The following is a 21,937-nucleotide window of genomic DNA, read 5'->3' on the forward strand; positions in this document are numbered from 1 at the left end:
GTCAGTTTATTTCTATCGTACTTTCTTTATCAGCAGGGATATCATTGATATACAAACATTTTGTCTGTTCATCATATTGCCAGTTAGGCTGAATCACAGGCTTTGCCGTATGAATCTTTAACGTAAATGTTTTTACTGATGAACGATATTTCCCTACCGGTGCGGCTATATGAATCTTTCCATTCGTATCGCAGGTGATTTCCGTAAGTGCATATTCTCCCTGCTGATAACCCATACTTTTTCCGTCATCTGTATATAGATTATAATGGCCATCAGCAGATGGATAAATATCCAGTGTGATCTTCTCTTTCTTCAACTGCCCCACATACTGTTGTACCTGTTGAGTGGGGATGATGCTGCCTGCTTTTATATAAATGGGCAGTTTATCCAACGGGGACAGTGCATTCACATACCTGCGTCCCTCATAGATTTCCCCTGTCCAGTAATCAATCCATTTCCCGGCAGGCAGATATACGACCCTGGTAACAGCGCCTTTCTGTGTAACCGGGCATACCATGATACTGCTGCCTAATAAATACTGGTCCGTGATATTATAAACATTAGGATCATCCTGGTATTCCAGTACCAGCGCCCGCATCAGCGGTGTACCTGTCCGATACATTTCATAAGCATTGGAATATAAATAAGGCAACAGGCTGTAACGTAGTTCATCGTACTTCTTAAAATTATCCAGGGCTTCTTTCCCATAATGCCAGGGTTCTTTATACCCGGGATGATCCATACCGAACACCATTGCTACAGGGCTTAACATCCCAAACTGGCACCAGCGGATGTACAACTCAGGGTCTGCGGGGTGTTCAAATCCGCCCATGCAATGCGCCCAGTAACCCACACCGGACAAACCGATATTCAATCCCGCTTTGATAACCGGTTCGAAGTACTGCCATTCACTTGGCCAGTCGCCCGCAAAAATGAAAGGGAAACGCTGGATACCTGCATATCCTTCGCGGGTCTGGTTTATACCACGCAGGTGGTTGTACGCAGCGAACTTCTCATACGCTGCTTTCGCATAAGCCACCGGGAATATATTATGCAGGCGTTGTGCTTCCGGTCCGGAAGGCCCTGTCTTATTACTCTCATTAGCCAGTGCGCCAAACGCACTGCCTTCATCTGTTTTAAAGAATTTAGCACCAATGCCTGCTACTTTAATAGCAGCATGTGCCCACCACCAGTTTACGGCAGTTGTATCAAAGAAGTTCACGAACTCTCCCGGATTATCCTTTTCCGGGTAAGTATAGCCCAAAGCGGCTGCGCTGTCCAGCAAACGGAAACGGTTGCCATTATCCAGCCGTGGACGGATATGCAGTCCTACCATATTAAAATGCATGGCATACAGGCTGTCGAACATCCCTTTGGGATTATGAAAGGTCTCCCTCCATTCAAAGGAGGTAGCCCCTTTGCCTCCATTCTTACCAAACAGGCGCCAGGTAGAATCCAGGAACAGGATATCGACAGGAATGCCCATCTCACGGAAACGGCGGGCCAGTTCCAGTACATAAGCAACAGAAGTGGACTGCTCATATCCCCAGGTACCGCCACTGTAAGTACCTGCATGCAGGCCAAACGCAAATTCGGGCAGCAGCGGAGAGCGCCCTGTTAATGAAGTATACTGTTCGAGAATGGCATTAAAGCGGGGGCCATAAATGAAATAATAATCCAAAGGACCTTCGGCAGCGCTGAAACTATATTCATCCGCTTTGGTACTCCCCATGTCCCAGGAAGAAGCGTAAGATGTATGCAGGAAGATGCCATATCCTTTGGTACTCATGAAAAACGGGACCGGACTGTAATTAGCGGCCAGGACATTATAAGCCCCTACGGCATGCGGTGTACCAGTCCCCCTGCCTACATTCAGGGCTACCTTTTTTCCCCGCTGGTCCAGGAAGTCCATCCTTTCCCCAAAACCAAAAAAATGCTCATCAGGTTGCAGTTGTTTATGACAACTGCTATTTTCTGCTGATAATAAGCGCCCGTCAACACTGTAAACATCAATATTCAAGGATGGCTTGTGTATCACCACCTTTAAGGCGCTCGTTTGCAGACTTACCTGTTTATCCTCCTCAATAATTTTAACCTCCACCGAATCCCAGTTATAACGGGTTACCATCCAGGGTTCGTTCACGGCATTTTTCTCACTCACCCTGAACATATAAGGTGTACAGAATTCCAGGCGAAGGCCGGAAATCTGATAAGATTGTTGCGCATGTACATTAAATGAAACTATAATAAACAATAATAGTAAAGCAGACCTGATCATAAACGTGGTTATCTGTTAGATATTCAAAAGTATTGCTCCATCCCTGTTATTACAATGGAGGATTGTAAAAATGCCTGTAAAAATGTAACCGGAACATGGAAAAATTGACAAATCACTGGAAAAACGTGCAGGGTAGTGTACATATGACACTATAGGAAGGACTTCTCATTCTATTTATTTATATTGCTGATAGACAAGAATGAATACTTTATAAATTCCATCCGGTATCCACAGGCCGGCAAAGAGAAACGTTATGCGACTGCACCAATGGCTACTTAACTGCCTGCTGTTTTTGGCAGGGCATTCCTATGCACTGGCTCCTTCCGATCCTGACAATATCCGTCTGGAACAACTGACCACTCACGAAGGACTTTCCCAGAATACCGTACGCTGCCTTTTACAGGATAAAAAGGGCTTTATATGGATAGGCACCCTCAACGGGCTTAACCGCTATGATGGGCGTAAATTCATCGTTTACCGGCCCAATGGCATCAGTGATAACAGGATCAGGGAACTCCATGAAGATAAACGGGGACTCATATGGGTTAAAACAGCGGAAGGCAGGTTCCATTGCTTTGATCCTGAAAAAGAAACTTTCCTGGAATATCAGCCCGATTCCCTGGTAAAAAATTATGATCACTTCTTTGAGGCTTCCAACGGCGACATCTGGTTATACGGTAAGGCAGGTGGCTGTCTGCATATTCAGAAACAGCAAAAGCACTTCATCACCCATACCTATAACAAACAGGTTAACTTTATATTTGAAGATAAAGGTATCTGGATAGGTACCACCAACGGTTTATTCCGTTTGGATAACGGAATGTTAGCTGATGCAGGCAAAGGCAACTACATACAAGCTATCAGAGATCAGCAACAGGTATATTTCATCACCCGGCAAAATGGTATATTCACGCTTGGCGGACAACATTTTGTAACGCCTGAACATATTACAAATGCAGCACTGCTGCCCAATTCACGCCTTTTATTGGGTACACAGCAATCCGGTGTGTATATAGCAGATCTTTTATCCGGACAAACATCCTCTCTGTTAAAAGATGAAATTACTGGTCATATCGATATTATCACGGACCAGGAAAAAGGTATCTGGATCAATAACCATACAGGCATTGTCTGGTATTACGATGCGGCCATACAAAAGACCACACGTCTGGAACTGATACCTGCTGCTGTAATACGTTTGATAGATGATTGCCGTTATGCTTTCTCCGCAGATAATAAACATCATACATGGATCTCTACTTATGGAGGAGGTTTATATTGCTTTGATAAAATAAGCGGCAATTTGCAGCACTTCTCTTCTACTCCTGATAAAAGTACCGGGTTAAGCTCAAACTATTTACTCAGCATATTACAAGACCGCTCCGGATTGATATGGGTGGGCGCGGAACATACCGGGCTGAATAAAATTGTTCCCCAGTCGCTCAATGTAACACATATATTTCCTGAAGAGGAATCCGCCGGCAGATACACCATCAACAGTATTAAAACTATCTATGAAGACAGCTATAACCGTATCTGGGTAAGTACCCGCAACGGGACCTTATACCTGTATAATAACAAACTGGAAAAGATCCGCTCACTGGAACATCTCCTCCCCGGTCAATGCTCTAATATCTATTGTATTACAGAAGATGCAAAAGGATATCTGTGGATAGGCACCAAAGGGAATGGATTATACATTGTTCACCGCGATTCACTACAGCAATCGGCCAGGCATTTTGAACTGCCGCCGGGAGATACCAGCAGCAATTCAAACCGGCTGGTATACACCATTATGCAGGACAAACAACAACGCATGTGGATAGGCACCTTTGGCAGCGGCCTGCACATGGCTGTTTACAAAGGCGGCAACAATATCTCCTTCCGGCAATTCTTCAACAGCAATGAAACACCCGTGTATATACGCTGCCTGCTACAGGACAAAGACAACCGTATATGGGCAGGTACCAATAATGGTTTGCTGGTCTTTGATCCGGAAGCCTTGCTGAGAAGTAACGCTGCTTTCACTACTTATAGCCCGGGCAATGAAATTAAGACCCTCTGTGAAGATCATAAGGGACGTATCTGGATAGGCACTACCGGTGGTGGTTTCAGCCGTTTTATGCCTAAAAGGAAAAACTTCCGGACGTATACCACACAACAGGGGCTCTCTCATGATATCGTAAACGGTATGCTGGAAGATTTACAGGGAAATCTATGGATCAGTACAGAAAATGGTCTGACCCGTTTTAATCCTGAGAAAAGTACTTTCGAAATCTTTTACTTTGCCAATAACACACTGGGCAATCTTTTTTCCGAAGCCTCCTGTTTCCGTACACACAACGGACAACTGTTAATGGGTAGTTTAAATGGCTTTTACGGCTTCTATCCGGAACAGTTGAAGACAGTAAGCCCGGATGCCCCGGTGATCCTTACAGGGTTTAATATCGCCGGCAATCAACGGGTAAATGCTACAGGGGAGATTACACTGGAACCCGGACAAAAAATATTCAGCATTGAGTTTGCTTCTCTGGCATATAAAAATCCACAACAGAATAAATATACTTACATACTGAATAATTATGAAGACGAATGGAATACACCATCCAGTTATAACATCGCTACTTACAGGAATCTTCCTCCCGGGAAATACACATTCCGGGTAAGAGGTACCAATGATGATGGTACCTGGAGTAAACAGGAAGCCAGCATACACATTACCGTGCTCCCGCCCTTCTGGCGCTCTAACCTGGCCATAGGATTATATTTATTAGTGTTGATGGCACTGATCCTGGGCATCCGTTATATCACCAAACGTATTTCCCGTTTACAACATGCTGTTGAACTGGAACAACAATTAACAGAATACAAACTCAACTTCTTTACCAATATCTCTCACGAATTCCGTACGCCTCTGTCGCTGATCATGAGCGCCATGGAAAGTATGGCGCCTGGTAAACACCTGCATATGATGCAGAAGCATGTCACGTATCTCATGCGACTGGCAGATCAGCTCCTGGACTTCCGCAAAATCCAGCACAAGCGTATGTTGTTACGTGTACAACAAACGGATGTCATTGCTTTTCTGAAAGATATCTGTGATGGCTTCACAGAGCAGGCTGCACAAAAACAGATCTCCCTTCAGTTCCATAGCAACGTGCCGTCGCATTGTATGCTGGCAGATATCAACAAGCTGGATAAAATGCTGTACAACCTGCTTTCCAATGCACTCAAATTCACACCGGCGGGTGGACATATAGTAGTGCAGGTGAAGGTAGATACGGAACTGCAAATCCATGTATCAGATTCAGGCATTTCTATCCCACCTGCCAAACAACACCTGGTATTTCAGAAGTTCACACAACTGAACTTCTCTCCTACGGGAACGGGCATAGGTTTATCCCTTACCAAAGAACTGGCAGAACTACATAAGGGGTCTATCTCTTTCCGTAATAACCCCGATGCAGGTGTTACATTCTCCATCACCTTACCTATAACAAATGAATATACGGCAGAAGAAATAGTAAGTCCGGATATGACGGCAGTGAACATCCCGGCCCCATATATCAATGAAACAGAAGACCTGCCTGTTCCCAGTTCCAAATATCACCTGCTGATCATAGAAGATAACCCTGATATCTGCGAATATCTCAGTACTTCATTAAGCCGTTACTTCCATATCCATACAGCCAATAACGGCCGCGAAGGACTGGCACAGGCTATTGCCCTGGCCCCGGACCTGGTAGTCTGTGATGTAATGTTACCAGAGATGAACGGACTGGAAATCGTTCAGCGCATCCGCAGTGAATTCCAGACCTGCCACATCCCGGTAGTGCTGTTAACAGCCCTGTCTTCCGGGGAACATCAGTTGAAAGGCATTGATGCCGGGGCAGATGCCTATATTACCAAACCTTTCAGCATCCGCTTCCTGCTCACCAATATCATCCGCATTATAGAACAGCGGGAAAAGATCCGTAAACGCTTTGCCAATGATCCGGGATTCTTTACCGTACATATCTCGGAGAATGAAGCCGACCAGCAATTCCTGGATAAGCTGAACCAGATCATAGACAGGAATATTGATAACCCGCAATTCTCAGTAGATGAATTTGCAGCTGCCATGAAACTGGGACGTACCTTATTCTTTAAGAAGATCAAAGGACTGACGGGCTATTCTCCCAATGAATATATCCGGCTGGTAAGGGTTAAAAAAGCATCGGAATTATTGAATACCGGCGACTACACCATTGCAGAAGTAGCGTATAAGGTAGGGATGAATGATCCTTTTTATTTCAGTAAATGCTTCAAAGCGCAGTTCGGGGTACCGCCCAGTGTTCATCTCAAGAAGGTAAAGGCAGGCTGATCTTCGGCAAATATTCTTATTTTTATTTCTTAATAATTAAGAATTGACCGATAATCACTTACAATCTGACAGGCAATTATTCCAGCTCATAGCAGAAGGGAATGAGCCTGCGTTTGAAGAATTGTTCCATTTGTACGTTCCGCAAATAGAGCCGGTCATCTTAAAAATGGTGAAATCAGAGGCCGTCACCCGGGACATTATACAGGATATCTTCTTAAATCTATGGCTAAGCCGTGAGAAATTGGCTACTATCGACACCCCCAGGAACTGGATCTTCAGAATCGTATATAACCGCGCCTATAGCTGGCTGGAGCAGCAATCCGTACGAAACAATGCCACCATGGCCCTGCCGGACTCCTCTAACGATACAGAAGAAAGCGTGAATTTTGCCGAAACGGCCCGGCTGGTAAAACAGGCTATCTTACAACTACCCTCTCAGACACAAAAAATCTACCTCTTAAGCCGGGAAGAAGGTTTAAAGAATGCAGAAATAGCTGAAAGGCTGCACCTTTCAGTACAAACCGTAAAAAATACATTGTATAATGCCGGCAAAGGAATAAAGGAATTCCTGTCCAGGCACGGGATCGAACTACCTTTAATACTGATCATCTATAATTATTTTAAAAACTCTTAGTACTTTTTGTTTTCCCGGCGGACGTAGATATAAATGGGGGATTATAAAACCAGAGAATAGTGAATGAACTAAGCAATTTACTTGAGCTGGTCGAAAAGGGCATGGCATCAGCCCGGGACTACCAACGAATCCGCGAACTGATCAACAATGATGAGTCAGGAGAACTGATTGAGCAGCTCCATGCCTTTCACAGCAGAGAGGTGGACCACCCTTATGATCATGCCTACTGGGACCAGGCAGTAAAAGAAATATTACAGGTGGATAAAGTAGCGCCCAAACGCCATTTTATTACCTACAGATGGTTACGCTATGCCGCTGCTATATTGGCTATTATAGGCAGCACCACTTACCTGTTGTATCATCAGAAACCAACCAATAACATTGCCATTAATGTACCTCAGGATATTCAACCCGGGGGCAATAAGGCAACCCTTACATTAGGGAACGGGACCACTATTGTACTGGATAGTGCAGCAAACGGGTCACTGGCACAACAGGGTAATACTAAGATTGTGAAAGTGGATGCAGGTGCGCTGTCTTACAATAGTGGTGTTAACCCCGGAGAAGTGCTGTATAATACGATTCGTACGCCTAAAGGCGGGCAATACCAGATCATCCTGGCTGACGGCAGTAAAGTATGGCTGAATGCAGAAAGCTCCATCCGCTTCCCTACGGCATTCCTGGGCAAAGACCGCAGGGTAACTGTTACGGGAGAAGTGTACATGGAAATAGCAAAGAATGCAGCTCAACCTTTTTCGGTGCAGGCAGGCGCCAATACAATAGCCGTACTGGGTACTTCCTTTAATATAAATGCCTATACCGATGAAGCAGTTGTCAGCACCACACTGATAGATGGGGCTGTACGGGTAAATGGCAATATACTGAAACCCGGGCAGCAGGCCAGGATCAGTAAAGCCGGTGATTTACAACTGGTGAACAACGCAGATGTTTCCCAGGCAATTGCCTGGAAGAACGGACTGTTCTCCTTTACGGATGCCGACCTGCCAACAGTTATGCGTCAGTTATCGAGATGGTACAATATAGAAGTCGTGTATGAAGGCAATGTACCGGTGCGGGCCTTTAACGGGGAAATAGGCAGGGGCCTCACCTTTACACAGGTGATGAAAGTATTAAGTAAAACACATGTGAATTATAAACTTGAAAATGGGAACAGGGTGATTATTTATCCCTGATTATAAATAAAACCGGGATCAGATTGGACTCCTTCCCGGTTTTTAGTTCAGGTCAAACAGGCTCATTACTGCTTATTCAACCAAACACTGCAAAAGTATGCAATTAAACATTCTTTGCAACCGGCTTCTGTACGCCCGGTTGTCAACCAAAATGCTGCCGGTCATGAAATTAACGGCTCTGTTATTACTCGTTTCATTCTTACAGGTAAGCGCGCAATCACCTGATCAGACAGTGACGTATTCAACGGCGTCATCACCATTAACGACTGTATTTGCCTCGCTTAAACAGCAGACAGGTTTTGTATTCTTTTATGATAAGAAAGACCTGGAACATAGCAAACCTGTAACGGTACAGTTTAAAAAGATGCCCTTAAAAACGGCCTTACAAACGATACTCTCTCCACAGGGCCTCAATTACGAGATCCAGGGGAATACGATTGTTATCAGCAAAAGCGAAACACCCGCCAAACAGGATATAACACAGCCTGTGACGGGTTTGGTAAAAGGTCCCGATGGGCATCCACTCGCGGGTATCAGCGTAGCAGTGAAAGGCTATTCCATGGGTGCGATCACAGATGCACAGGGAAGGTTTGATGTAACAGGCCATCCGGGAGATGTACTGGTATTAAGTGGCGTAGGTTATTATACAAAAGAATTAAAGATTACAGGGGGAGAAGTGTTTGACATTTCTCTCCAGGTAAGGACAATGTCATTAGATACTGCTTCTATCACCTTCAGCACCGGTTATCAGAGTATTCCCAAAGAACGTGCAACAGGTTCTTTTGAGATCATTACCAAAGAACAACTGCAACATAGTACAGATCCTAATTTATTAAGGCGACTGGAAGGTATTACTACCAGCATGGATTTTCGTAATGATTTACGGACGGCCAACTCCAGTAATCCCAATGCTAAAAAATCTCCTTTAACAGATTTAACTATCAGGGGAAAAAATACCCTGAACTATAGCACTGCCAATAACAGCGGACAGGTTTTAGTGGTGATAGACGGTATTGCCAGCCCCTACTCCATTGATAAAGTAAACCCTAACGACGTAGAAAGCATCACCATCTTAAAAGATGCTGCTGCCGCGTCTATATGGGGATCAAGAGCTGCCAACGGGGTAATAGTGGTAAAAACAAAAAAGGGCGCTTATAACAGACCCCTGCAGGTGACGTTCAACAGCAATGTAAGTGTTACTAAAAAGATAGACCTCTACTATAACAAAACCATGAGCATCCCCGATTTTATAGATGCCCAGATGTTACAGTTCACCACTGCCGACAGACCACTACCCGAAATTAATATTTCACAATTATACGGACAGCAGCCTGTTTCTCCCGTGGCTGAAATCATGGATGCCTGGAAGAATAAGAACACCTTAACAGAGGCGCAGGCCATGGCGCAGATAAATGCATTGCGCAGTAATGATATCAGGAGGGATTATACCCGTTACTTTTTACGCGATGCGGTTACGCAAAGTTATTCCCTTGCTGCAGATGGCGGTTCCAAAGCAGTAAACTACCGCTTCTCCGGGGGATATGACAAAAGCATCAACAATACTAAAGGCTCCGGTGCAGACCGCTTTGCTATCGGCTATAATATGGCTGCAAGACCTGTTAAAAACCTGGAATTACAGGCTAATATCAGCTATAATCTCCAACGTACGAATGACCAGGCGGCGGAGAACAGAATTACCGGCGCTACCGATGCTACCTTTTATCCCTATACCCGTTTAACAGATGATGCCGGCAATCCTTTGGCGATCGGTAAAACTTATCGTCCGGGTTTAATAGACCTGATGGAAAGCACTTACGGAGATAAATTACTGAGCTTCCGGTATAAACCCCTGGAAGATATCAATGAAGGATATAACAAGGTGAAGTCGCAGAATGTAAACATTAACCTGGGCGCCAGTTACAGACTACTGGAAAGTTTGTCTTTCCAGCTTACATACAATTACAACAACGGCAGGGATGAAGACAATACCCTTTACAGGCAGAACTCATTCTACATGCGTAATCTCATCAACTACTTTACTACTTCTCCTTACTCTACAGATCCGGAGACGTATGAGGATGTACCTGATTTTGTAAGAAGTCTTCCTCTGGGCGGACTATATCAGACTAATCTTACCAAATCCTCTAACCAGACTGCCAGGGGACAAATCAATTTTGATAAAACCATTCATGATAAACACCAGGTCACTGCAATTGCGGGTATTGATATTGCACAGAATTATAGTTTAGCAAAAGCAGATCAGTACTATGGTTATAATGAAAGAACAAAAGAGAACAACGCTAATATTGATTACAGCAAATTAGTACCTATCCTTTTCTCAGAAGATTTTAATGGCTACAATGGAGAGTATATCCCTAAAGTAGCCAGGGCTTTTACTGATACCAGAATCAGGACTTTCAGCTATTATGCCAATGCTGCATATACTTATGACAGGAGATACACATTATCAGCCAGTACCCGTAAAGATCTGTCCAGTGAATTCGGACAGGGAACAAATAAAAAAGGTACTCCCTATTTCTCTGTAGGTGCAGGCTGGAACATCAGTAATGAAGCGTTTTATCATCCTGCTGTGTTCTCTATGTTAAAATTAAGGGCCACATTTGGTTATAATGGGAACGTAAACCCACTGGTAATAGCAAGGCCAATTATCACCTATATCAATTACGGTAATAACGGAGTGCCTTATGCGGAAACACAGTTAAGCGGTTCCGTTTCCAACTCACTATTACGACCGGAAAAAACAGGCATCTTTAACCTGGGCATAGACTATACCGTAAAAGGAGAACGACTGTCAGGTAGCATGGAATACTATAATAAAAAGACAAAAGATTTGCTGGCCAATGGCGCACTGGACCCCAGTACCGGCTATACCAACGCTATTTATAATACAGGTAATTTAAGTGGATATGGAATTGATCTCACTTTAAATTCCTTAAATCTGCAAACCGGTAAATTCAGATGGAACAGTAATTTCCTTTTCAGTTATAACAGAGTAAAAGTAAGTAAACTGTATGCATCCTCTGCCAATACAGCAGGTTCTGTAGTAAGCAACAGCTCCGGATCTTATAACCAGGGATTTGATTTATCAAGGGTATTCGGATATAAATGGGCGGGGCTCGATCCACTTACAGGAGATCCAAGAGGTTATGTAAACAAAGAAGTTGTTTCCATTTCCAATAATTCAGCAGGCAGCGCCAATTACAGGGCTATTCAGAATGCACCTGTTGCGGATGCACATTATTTTGGTTCCGCAGTACCGGTGTTTTATGGTTCCTTCCGTAATACATTGACGTATGCAGGCTTTTCGCTCTCTGCCAACCTGTTATACAAACTGGGTTATTATATCCGCAGGCCTGTTACACAGGTCGTTAAATACAGTGCCCTTTTTACTTCTACAGGTACATTACAGGGAGAAGAATATGCGAACAGATGGCAGAAAGCCGGTGATGAAAAGATCACCAATGTGCCTTCTGCAGCAGTAACATCCAATGATCAGAGCAGGGATAATTTCTATTATTATTCAGATATCAATGTTATAAAAGGAGATCATGTCCGCCTGCAGGAGATCAATCTTTCCTATATGCCTTCATTAAAGATAAAATTCCTGAAAAACCCAAGGATTTACGCCAATGCCAACAACCTGGGTATTATCTGGAAAGCCAATAAACAGGGTATTGATCCGGAAGTATTTGATTTACCTGTACCGAAGTCTTACAGCCTCGGTTTCTCTGCTAACTTTTAATAATGAACATCATGAAAGCATCAATATATATCGCCTTAATCTTCACATTTACTTCCTGCCAGAAGTACGTGGACATTAAAAAAACAAGTACGGAATCTTTGATAGAAACTGCCAGCGATTGTCAGCTGGTACTGGATAATTACGACCTGTTCAATGGCAATTATCCTTATGATGGTGAATATTCCGCAGATGGATATTACATCAGTTCAGATACCTATAACGATACTTATACCAGCATAGAAGATAAGAGCTTTTATGCATGGGAACCTGGCGCTATCCGCGCCGGGTCTACTGAATGGGTAGCGTCTTATAAAAAGATATACCATACCAATTTAGTACTGGAAGCGCTGGCTAAATTAGACCAGACAAGCATTACCGGCAATCTCCGTGGAGCTGCTTTATTTTTAAGGGCATATGCTTACTGGAATTTAGCACAGCTATATACTAAACCTTACGGTACTACAAGTAACCAGGACCCCGGGCTTCCGCTTCACTTAAAATCCGACGTGAATGATGTACCGGGAAGAGGAACCGTTCAACAAACGTACGACAGGATTATAACAGACCTGAAAGAAGCAGGTACCTTACTCAATGAAACGGCCCCCATTGGTTCAAGACCCGTAAAAGCTGCTGCCTATGCCATGCTGGCCAGGGTGTATTTATCCATGGAGGATTACGCCAATGCATTAACCAGTGCCAATACCGCGCTGTCGCTGAAAAGCACATTGATGGATTTCAATACCCTTGATACAGAAAGCGGTACTCCTTTTGCCCGATATAATGAAGAAGTGATTTTTCATTCTATCCTTGGCAACAATGCGTTACTGAGCGCCGGTAATCCATTCAGCAACGTGGCCAAAATCAATACTGATTTCATTAGTGCTTATGATGATAATGACCTTAGAAAAACAATATTCTTTAAGCCTAATGAAGATATCAATGAAGGAACTTTCCGTTTTACAGGTAACTATGAGCCGGGTACGAGTGCTACATTATTCACCGGACTTACAGTAGACGAGTTATACCTGGTACGCGCAGAATGTAATGCCAGAGCAGGAAATGCGGCAACAGCCATGACAGACCTGAATACCTTATTACGCAGCCGCTGGGTATCCGGCACTTATACTGATATGACTGCAGCCAATGCAGATGAAGCCTTATCCAAAGTACTGACAGAAAGAAGGAAGGAACTGATTATGCGTGGACAACGCTGGACAGACCTGCGCAGGCTCAACAAAGACGTACGGTTTAAAACAGATCTCAGTCGCTCCGTAGTGGTGGATGGTGCTACCCAAACCTTTACCCTGCCGGCCAATGACAGCAGATACACTCTATTAATCCCACAGGAAGTAATTACGAATTCTTCCCTGCCACAAAATGCGAGATAATGATTGTAAAAGTAGAACATCTGTCTCACAGGTACAGTAAAGACTGGGCCATCAGGGATATTAATTTCGGGATTAATCAGAAGGGGGTATTAGGACTTTTAGGATCTAATGGTGCCGGTAAATCTACCACTATGAATATCCTTTGCGGTGTGTTAAATCAGACAGATGGCAAGGTGTTGATTGATGGGATAGATCTGCATAAAGCTCCCGAACAGGCCAAAAAACTGCTGGGATTTCTTCCACAACATGCACCTTTACATCTTGAATTAACAGTAGATGAATACCTCACCTATTGTGCATTTATCCGTGATATAGATTCCGGAAAGGTACGTACAGCCGTAGAAGAAGTAAAGATCAAATGCGGAATAGCACATTTCAGTAAAAGGTTATTAAAGAACCTTTCCGGGGGCTACCGCCAGCGGGTAGGCATTGCACAGGCCATCATCCATCAGCCTAAATTAGTGGTGCTGGATGAACCAACCAATGGTCTTGATCCAAACCAGATACTGGAAGTAAGGAAGCTGATCAGGGAGATAGCAGAAGACCGCGCTGTAATTTTTTCTTCTCACATATTATCTGAAGTACAGGCCACCTGTAAAGATGTAATTATGATAGAGGGCGGCAAAATAGTATTTGCCAATACCATGGAAGCCTTTAATAATTATATCCTGCCGGATTCTATGCTGGTATCTATGGAGCAACCGCCTTCAATCGCTGAACTGATGGCCATCCCCGGCATTACCACTGTCACACGGCTGAGTGATAAGAGCTTCAGGATGCATTTCCACCCTTCTGCGGCCCTCTCCCAACAGGTAATAACATTAAGTGTACAGAAAGGCTGGCAGCTTATTGAAATCATGCTGGAAAAAAGCTCACTTGATGAGATATTCGCACAACTCTCCAATAAAAATTCATGCTAAAAATATTTAAGATCGCCAAACTGGAAATCAGCATCCTGTTTTATTCTCCGGTGGCGTGGTTAGTGTTGACGATCTTCATGATACAAAGTGGTATAGGTTTCTTTGGTATGTTCCAGGGCCTGCGCGAAGCATTGTCTATGGGCAGCCATATGAACGATCTTACCTTTGCGATATTCCCTGGTTTAAACGGTTTATTCGATAAGGTACTGCAAACCCTTTACCTGTACATACCATTGCTTACAATGGGGCTTATGAGCAGGGAAACCAGCAGCGGTTCTATCAAACTGCTCTTATCATCCCCTGTTAAAATCAAACAGATCATTCTGGGTAAATACCTGGCGATGGTGGTTTACTGTACCTTGCTCATGCTCATCCTTACGGCTTACTCTATCTTAGGTGCTGTGCTGATCAAAGATGCGGATATAACCTTAATATTATCCGGACTTACCGGCTTATTTTTATTGACCTGCACCTATGCGGCTATCGGGCTATTCATGTCCTGCCTCACTTCCTACCAGGTAGTAGCGGCCATCAGTACCCTGGCTGTATTTGCAGTGTTGCGTTTTGTAGGGAATATAGGGCAGGAAATTAATTTTGTGAGAGACCTCACTTACTTTCTCTCTATTTCAGGCAGGGCAGATGATATGCTGAAAGGATTGATCACCACCAAAGATGTCCTTTACTTTATCCTCATCATCGTATTATTCCTTTGGCTGTGTATACTGCGTCTGCAATCAGGTACCCGGACCGGTAAATATGTGCTGCTGTTCTCTGCAACACTGCTGCTGGGTTATATCAGTTCAAGGCCTGCCCTCACCGGCTACCTGGATATGACCGCAACTAAAAACCTTACATTAACGGAAAACAGCCGGGCTGTAGCCCGGCAGATAAAAGGCCCGCTGCGTATCACTACGTATGTAAACCTGCTGGACCAGAACGTATATGCGGGTCTTCCGGTATCCAGGAACACCGATCACGCCAGGTTTGAACAGTATCAGCGCTTCATCCCGGGCCTGGAAATGGACTATGTATATTATTACGATGTCACCGATCTGAAAGATAACAGCAATATGATTTACCAGGGAGACCTGACCGGTCTCAGTACTAAACAGATTGCAGAAAAGGTAGCTGATAATATGGGCATAGACCTCAGCATGTTTATGCCACCGGCGGAAATCAGGAAGCGCATCAATCTTCAACCCGAAGATAACAACCTGGTACGGGTGCTCACTTATAAGGGTAAAAGCAGCTGGCTGCGGTTGTACAATGAGATGGACCAGTTTCCCGGTGAGGCAGAGATTACAGCGGCTATCAAGCGCCTGCTGGCGCCAGTACCTGTAGTAGCTTTCATCACAGGGAATAATGAGCGCAGCATTGATAAGAAAGGCGACCGTAATTACCAGTTGATCAGTACGGAGAAAAAGAACAGGCATTCACTCATCAACCAGGGCTTTGATGTTATCAGCATAGACCTGGATAAAGACGAGATCCCTGACAGCCTTGCAGCGCTGGTGCTGGCAGATCCTGCAACACCACTGAGCGACTTATCACAACATAAAATAACCGCTTACCTCAGGAAGGGCGGGAATATGCTGATCACCGGAGAGCCAGGCAGGCAATCATTGCTGAACCCTGTACTGGAACAACTGGGTGTTCATATGAAAGAAGGCATGCTGGTTAATCCGAACAAAGATGATACGCCGGACAAACTCTATTCACACAGGGTGGTCCTTCCTACCGCAGCCGCACTGGAATACGACACCTCCGGAGGATTCCGTGCAGATACATTGTTGTCAAGTCCGGCTACCGGATGGAATAAACCGGGGCCGGCAGACCTTACAACTACGGATGTAAAATATGGAGAAGGAGATCAGAAGGCTGTATTTCCGATAGCGTTATCCCTGGAAAAGAACAAGCAAAAGATCGTCATATCCGGAGATGCTGATTTCATGAGCAATGTGCTCTTCAGCAGCAATTACAGATTCAGTATGGCGCTGTTTAACTGGTTCACTGACGGCTCCTTCCCTATTGATGTAAGCAGAGTTGCCACTACTGATGATGCTATTCTGGTTAAGAGGAAAGAGATTTATACGTTACAATTGATTTTCCTGGGCATTATCCCCCTTTTAATAATATCTCTTGGCGTTTTTACTCTTGTTAGCAGAAAAAGGAAGTAATTGAAATTGAATCACTTATCTTAAATTCGTATTATATCGGCACAATAATAGTAACGCCCGGTCAACAAACCGGGCGTTTAATATGTTATCCTTGTTTATAGTATGAATACGCTTTTGCAGCTACAGATTGAGCAATATCTGGGAGATCATATCCCTGAAAATTTATCTGCATTTCTTGAGGTTATCAGTGATTCTTATGATCGATATGAAAAAGAACGCTCGCTTTTTGAGGCCTCACAGCAAGTTGCCCATATCGGCAGTTGGGAGCTTGATATCATAAATAATCACCTGACATGGTCTGATGAAACATATCGCATACTGGGGTACGCACCGCAATCTTTCCCGGCTACACCGGAATTTTTCTTCAACTGTTTAGATCCTGATGATGTAGAAGCCATGCGTTTAAAAGTAGAGCTGGCCATTAACAGTGGTATCCCTTATGATACTGAACACCGCATCATATTACCGGACGGAACTAAAAAGATAATACAGTCCCGTTCCGAGGTATTGATAGACCGCACAACATCAAAACCATACAGGATGTTTGGTACTATAAAAGATATAACCAGCAGAAAAAAGGCAGATGAGCAACTCGTAAATGCCAATAATGAGTTAAGAACCCTTTTCGAAAATATGCAGGAAGCCTTCTTTTCCGTAGATATGCAAACCATGAAGCAACTACAGATGTCTCCTGCCTGCGAGAAAGTGTATGGTTATCCCATGGAAGCATTTCAGCAAAACCCCAATCTCTGGTTTGATCTTATAATTGATGAAGACAAGCAGGCTATTGAGGCCGTAACGACGGATCTTCATGCAGGGCGGTCCAGCATATTAATTTATCGTACCCGTGATAAAAACGGAGATATAAGATGGCTGGAATCCAAGCTGACACCTACTTTAAAAGATGGGATACTGATGAGGATAGATGGCGCTACTTCTGATATCACTAAAAGAAAAGAAGCTGAGATAGCGCTGCGAGACAGCGAATACAGATTCCGTTGCATCATTCAGCATTCTTCTGATGCGATGTTTATACTCAATAAAAAAGGGGAAATTATTTTTTCAAGTGATTCTTTATTTCGTATCACCGGGTATACACCAGAAGAAGTGATTGGCAACAAAGACATTCAATTCATTCATCCCGATTACAAAAATATTGTACAAAATGCATGGAATGAATTATTAAAAGATACGGGAAAAACAGAAACGATCAATTATAAAAGACTTAAAAAAGATGGTAGCTATATCTGGTGTGAAGGCGTTATGACTAACCTGATGCATGAACCAGCTGTGCAGGGAACGATCGTTAACTTCCGCGATATCACAGAGCGGATGGATTATTTAGATGCGCTCAGGGCCACCAATGAAGATCTGAAGAAGTCTAATATGGAACTGGACCGCTTTGTTTACAGTGTCTCACATGATCTGAGGGCGCCGCTTTCTTCCATGCTGGGCGTACTGCAACTTATTCAGTCAGATGTAACAGACCCTTCCATTCTCAGTGACCTGGATTTACTGGAAGGAAGTATTAAAAAGCTGGATGGCTTTATCCTGGATATCCTGGATTATTCTAAAAACTCCAGACTTGATATAAAAAGAGATATAATAATTTTTGATACAATAGTCGCTGATGTATTGAGTCATCTGAAATATATGGGGGCTGGCAATGCTAATATTGATATAAAAGTGAACATCAACGAAGGATTTATCTTCTATTCAGATAAGAGCAGGATTTATATCATTCTTAATAACCTTATTTCTAATGCCATCAGGTATAGCAATCCGGACGCTACTCACCCGTTCGTTGAAATTAATATTCAGACCTCTGCTTCAGGCGTAATAATTGCAGTTAAAGATAATGGCATAGGCATCAGCGAAAACAATCAATCAAAAATATTTGACATTTTCTACAGGGTATCCGGTAATTCCATCGGCTCAGGACTCGGGCTGTATATTGTAAAGGAAACCGTCACTAAACTTCATGGTAATATCAAGCTGATATCCGATCCTGGAGAAGGAAGCGAGTTCATTATTTATATCCCAAATTCGTAAATATGTACAAGAAAGTATTGGTCATTGACGATAATCCGGTCGACAGATATGTTGCTGAGAGGGTTTTTAAAAAATATGCATTTTCTGAAGAAGTAGTTTGTCTTGGATCTGCGAAGGAAGGCCTTACCTATTTATTATCATTGAAAGATTCTCCTGAGCAATTACCTAATTTTATATTTCTGGACATTATGATGCCGGAGATGAATGGGTTTGAATTCCTGGACGCTTATGAGACATTGCCGGAGATCATCAAAAAGAGCTGCGTTATTATGATGCTTACAACATCTATGCATGAAGAAGACCAGGTTAAGGCGAATAAGAATCCTTATGTAAGCATGTACCTCAATAAACCACTGAACGCTTCTGCTATCAAAGAGCTGGAAGCATTTGTTCAAAAGTGAACGATATTTGTACCGTAAACGAACACATACCCCCATTAATATTACCATAACTGATTGTTAGTTATAACATTACGAAAGTGGCACACTATTTATACCTTTGCATACTATGCTCAGGAACTACTTCAAAATAGCGTGGCGGAATCTGATCCGTAACAAAGCCTTTTCTATTATCAATATATCAGGACTGGCGCTGGGTCTTACCTGCAGCCTGTTGATCTTTCTATGGGTGCAGGACGAGCGTAGTGTAGATGGTTTTCATGCCAATAGCGATCAGCTGTTCCAGGTTTACGAAAGACGCTCATATGATGGCAAAACAGAGGCTAATTACCTTACCCAGGGATTACTGGCAGACGAACTCAAAAAGGCGGTCCCTGAAGTGGAATATGCCAGTAGCATGGAAAGGAATAACAAGTACACGTTTGAAGCAGAAGATAAGATCTATAAGATGGAAGGTACTTTCGCCAGTACTGATTTCCTGCGGATGTTCAGTTATCCTCTTTTGCTGGGAACTCCTTCCAATGGCCCTAATACGATCAGCATATCCCGTAAGATGGCGGAACAGTTCTTCGGTAGTCCGGAACAGGCTATCGGTAAAACTATCCGTTATGAGAATAAGGATGATTTACAGGTAACGGCAGTCTTTGAAAACGTACCGGCCAACTCTTCCCAGCAGTTTGATTTCCTCAGGAACTGGCAGGATTATGCCAGGGACAATGAATGGGCGAATCACTGGGAAAGCACCAGTCCTTTTACATTTGTGCAATTGCGTAAGGATGCTGATCCTGCTAAGGTAGCAGATAAAATAAAGGGGTTTATTGCTAAATATGATCGATACAGGGAACTGGATTTACAACCTTATTCCGAGAAATACCTTCACTCCAATTTTAAGAATGGACAGATCGATGGAGGTCGTATCGAATACGTTCATCTCTTTAGCCTGGTAGCACTATTCATCCTGCTGATCGCCTGTATCAACTTTATGAACCTGGCTACAGCGCGTTCTACACAGCGCGCAAAAGAAGTGGGTGTGCGGAAAGTAGTGGGGGCGGTCCGTTCTTCACTGATAATGCAGTTTATAGGGGAAGCAATACTGATTACATTCATCTCTGCTATCATTGCCATTGTACTGGTATTTCTCCTTTTACCTGCTTTTAATAACTTTACTGGTAAGCATTTAATACTGCCTGTTACACAGCCGTTTTTCTGGCTAACGTTATTGGGTATACTTACATTAACCGGTTTTACTGCCGGTAGTTATCCTGCTTTATTTTTATCTTCTCTTAATCCTTTACGTGTTTTAAAAGGCAGTCTGAAATTAGGCACAGGGGCGATGTTCTTCAGGAAAAGCCTGGTAGTATTTCAGTTCTCTTTTTCTGTGATACTGATCGTGGGCATGATCATTATCTACCGTCAGATCAATTATGTACAAACGAGGAATCTTGGGTATGACCGGGAGAACCTGCTGTATATTCCTATTGAAGGAGATCTCATTACCAAATACGACCTGTTTAAAAAAGAAGCGGCACAAATGCCCGGTATCCTTTCCATTTCAAAGATGAAAGAGTCCCCCACGGTGATTGGTCATCAGAAAGGTGGTATTGGCTGGGAAGGGAAAGACCCCACGCAGGAAGTTTCTTTTTCTGATGCAGCGGTGGCTTACGATTTCGTAAAAACCATGCACCTTACATTAGCTGCCGGTCGCGACTTCTCAGAGGATTTTGGCACGGATGCTACTGCTTATCTCGTGAATGAAACTGCGGTGAAGAAGATGGGATATAAAGATCCCATTGGCAAGCCATTTTACTGGGACGGCCATAATGGGAATATTATCGGTGTACTGAAAGACTTTCATTTCAACTCCATGCATCAGGCTATTGAGCCCCTCTTTGTACGCCTTGACCTGAACCCTAAATGGGGAACTATCCTGGTACGTACCAGTAATGCAAAACAAGCGCTGGTCAGCTTAGAAAATATCTATAAAACATTAAATCCTAAATTCCCTTTCCTCTATCAATTCTCTGATCAGGAATTTGATAAGCTATACAAAAGTGAGCAGATTGTCAGCAGGCTAACAGGATATTTTTCGTTCTTAGCGATCTTTATCTCCTGCCTGGGATTGTTTGGTCTGGCTACATTTGCAGCGGCGCAACGCACTAAAGAAATAGGCGTTCGTAAAGTACTGGGCGCTTCTGTCCCGGACATCATCACCCTACTCTCTACAGACATCCTAAAGCCCGTTGCAATCGCTCTACTAATCGGCTTCCCTGTTTCCTGGTACGTCATGAATCAGTGGCTGCAGAACTTCGCCTATAAAACTAATATCGAGTGGTGGATGTTTGTGCTGGCCGCTATCCTCACAATAGGTATCGCCATACTAACCGTAAGTTTCCAAAGCGTGAAAGCCGCATTAATGAATCCTGTGAAGAGTTTAAAAGCGGACTAAGATTACTTTTCAGTTCATCACTTATACCAGAGAAAAGCCCTGAGGTGCTTTCCTTATCATGCGCAGGTAACCCATCGCTTGCTGCCGCCGCTATGATGCCATGATAGTTAAAGCCACAGCTTACATAATAGTTGTTCAACTTATCATTGCCACTACCGGTATCCATCCTGATATAGTTTCTCCCGGTATTCGCAGCATATTCACCGGCCATCTATATTTTTGCACCGTTAACATCAGTTGGAATATTTACAACCCTCTTCTTAACACTTTGACTATCTTTACATAAAAAGACCTTCATTTTTTCCTTTGCTTTTTTTTAGAAGAA

The 21,937-nt window shown here is 43.5% G+C and carries 11 protein-coding genes; 10 read left to right on the top strand and 1 reads right to left on the bottom strand.

The genetic code is table 11. From position 1 onward, the window contains the following. Position 1 precedes the first annotated feature (1 nt). Positions 2-2,278, bottom strand: a complete 2,277-nt coding sequence (locus tag GO495_RS25590; RefSeq protein ID WP_157302794.1) for a glycoside hydrolase family 31 protein — start codon at positions 2,276-2,278, stop codon at positions 2-4. A gap of 253 nt (positions 2,279-2,531) precedes the next feature. Here GO495_RS25590 and GO495_RS25595 point away from each other — a divergent pair, with 253 nt between their 5' ends. From GO495_RS25595 to GO495_RS25640, 10 genes are all read left to right on the top strand, one after another. Beyond that, complete coding sequence (locus GO495_RS25595; protein WP_157302795.1) at positions 2,532-6,641, top strand: hybrid sensor histidine kinase/response regulator transcription factor; 4,110 nt, start codon at positions 2,532-2,534, stop codon at positions 6,639-6,641. A gap of 43 nt (positions 6,642-6,684) precedes the next feature. Further along, positions 6,685-7,275 carry an RNA polymerase sigma factor gene (locus GO495_RS25600; protein WP_157302796.1) on the top strand — a complete coding sequence of 197 codons (591 nt, stop codon included), beginning with the start codon at positions 6,685-6,687 and terminating at the stop codon, positions 7,273-7,275. A gap of 59 nt (positions 7,276-7,334) precedes the next feature. After that, positions 7,335-8,468 (top strand): FecR domain-containing protein, encoded by a 1,134-nt coding sequence (locus GO495_RS25605; RefSeq protein WP_157302797.1) that lies wholly within the window; start codon positions 7,335-7,337, stop codon positions 8,466-8,468. Between the two features lie 163 nt (positions 8,469-8,631). Further along, complete coding sequence (locus GO495_RS25610; RefSeq protein WP_240915327.1) at positions 8,632-12,231, top strand: SusC/RagA family TonB-linked outer membrane protein; 3,600 nt, start codon at positions 8,632-8,634, stop codon at positions 12,229-12,231. A gap of 11 nt (positions 12,232-12,242) precedes the next feature. Next, positions 12,243-13,619, top strand: coding sequence for a RagB/SusD family nutrient uptake outer membrane protein (locus GO495_RS25615; RefSeq protein ID WP_170302727.1), 1,377 nt, complete (start codon positions 12,243-12,245; stop codon positions 13,617-13,619). Next, entirely contained in the window at positions 13,619-14,539 is a 921-nt protein-coding gene (locus GO495_RS25620; RefSeq protein ID WP_157302800.1) for an ABC transporter ATP-binding protein, read from the top strand. Before GO495_RS25615 ends, GO495_RS25620 begins: the two co-directional genes overlap by 1 nt. Further along, on the top strand, positions 14,533-16,716 hold the full coding sequence (locus GO495_RS25625; RefSeq protein WP_157302801.1) for a Gldg family protein: 2,184 nt from the start codon (positions 14,533-14,535) through the stop codon (positions 16,714-16,716). Before GO495_RS25620 ends, GO495_RS25625 begins: the two co-directional genes overlap by 7 nt. Positions 16,717-16,818: 102 nt before the next feature. Continuing rightward, positions 16,819-18,768 (top strand): PAS domain-containing protein, encoded by a 1,950-nt coding sequence (locus GO495_RS25630; RefSeq protein WP_157302802.1) that lies wholly within the window; start codon positions 16,819-16,821, stop codon positions 18,766-18,768. A 2-nt stretch (positions 18,769-18,770) separates the two neighbouring features. Further along, a complete protein-coding gene (locus tag GO495_RS25635; protein WP_157302803.1) occupies positions 18,771-19,169 on the top strand; it encodes a response regulator in 399 nt (132 codons plus the stop codon). A 106-nt stretch (positions 19,170-19,275) separates the two neighbouring features. Further along, entirely contained in the window at positions 19,276-21,612 is a 2,337-nt protein-coding gene (locus GO495_RS25640; RefSeq protein WP_157302804.1) for an ABC transporter permease, read from the top strand. Positions 21,613-21,937 lie beyond the last annotated feature (325 nt).

The organism is Chitinophaga oryziterrae, from assembly GCF_009758125.1.
In the GTDB taxonomy this organism is placed as follows: Bacteria; Bacteroidota; Bacteroidia; order Chitinophagales; family Chitinophagaceae; genus Chitinophaga; species Chitinophaga oryziterrae.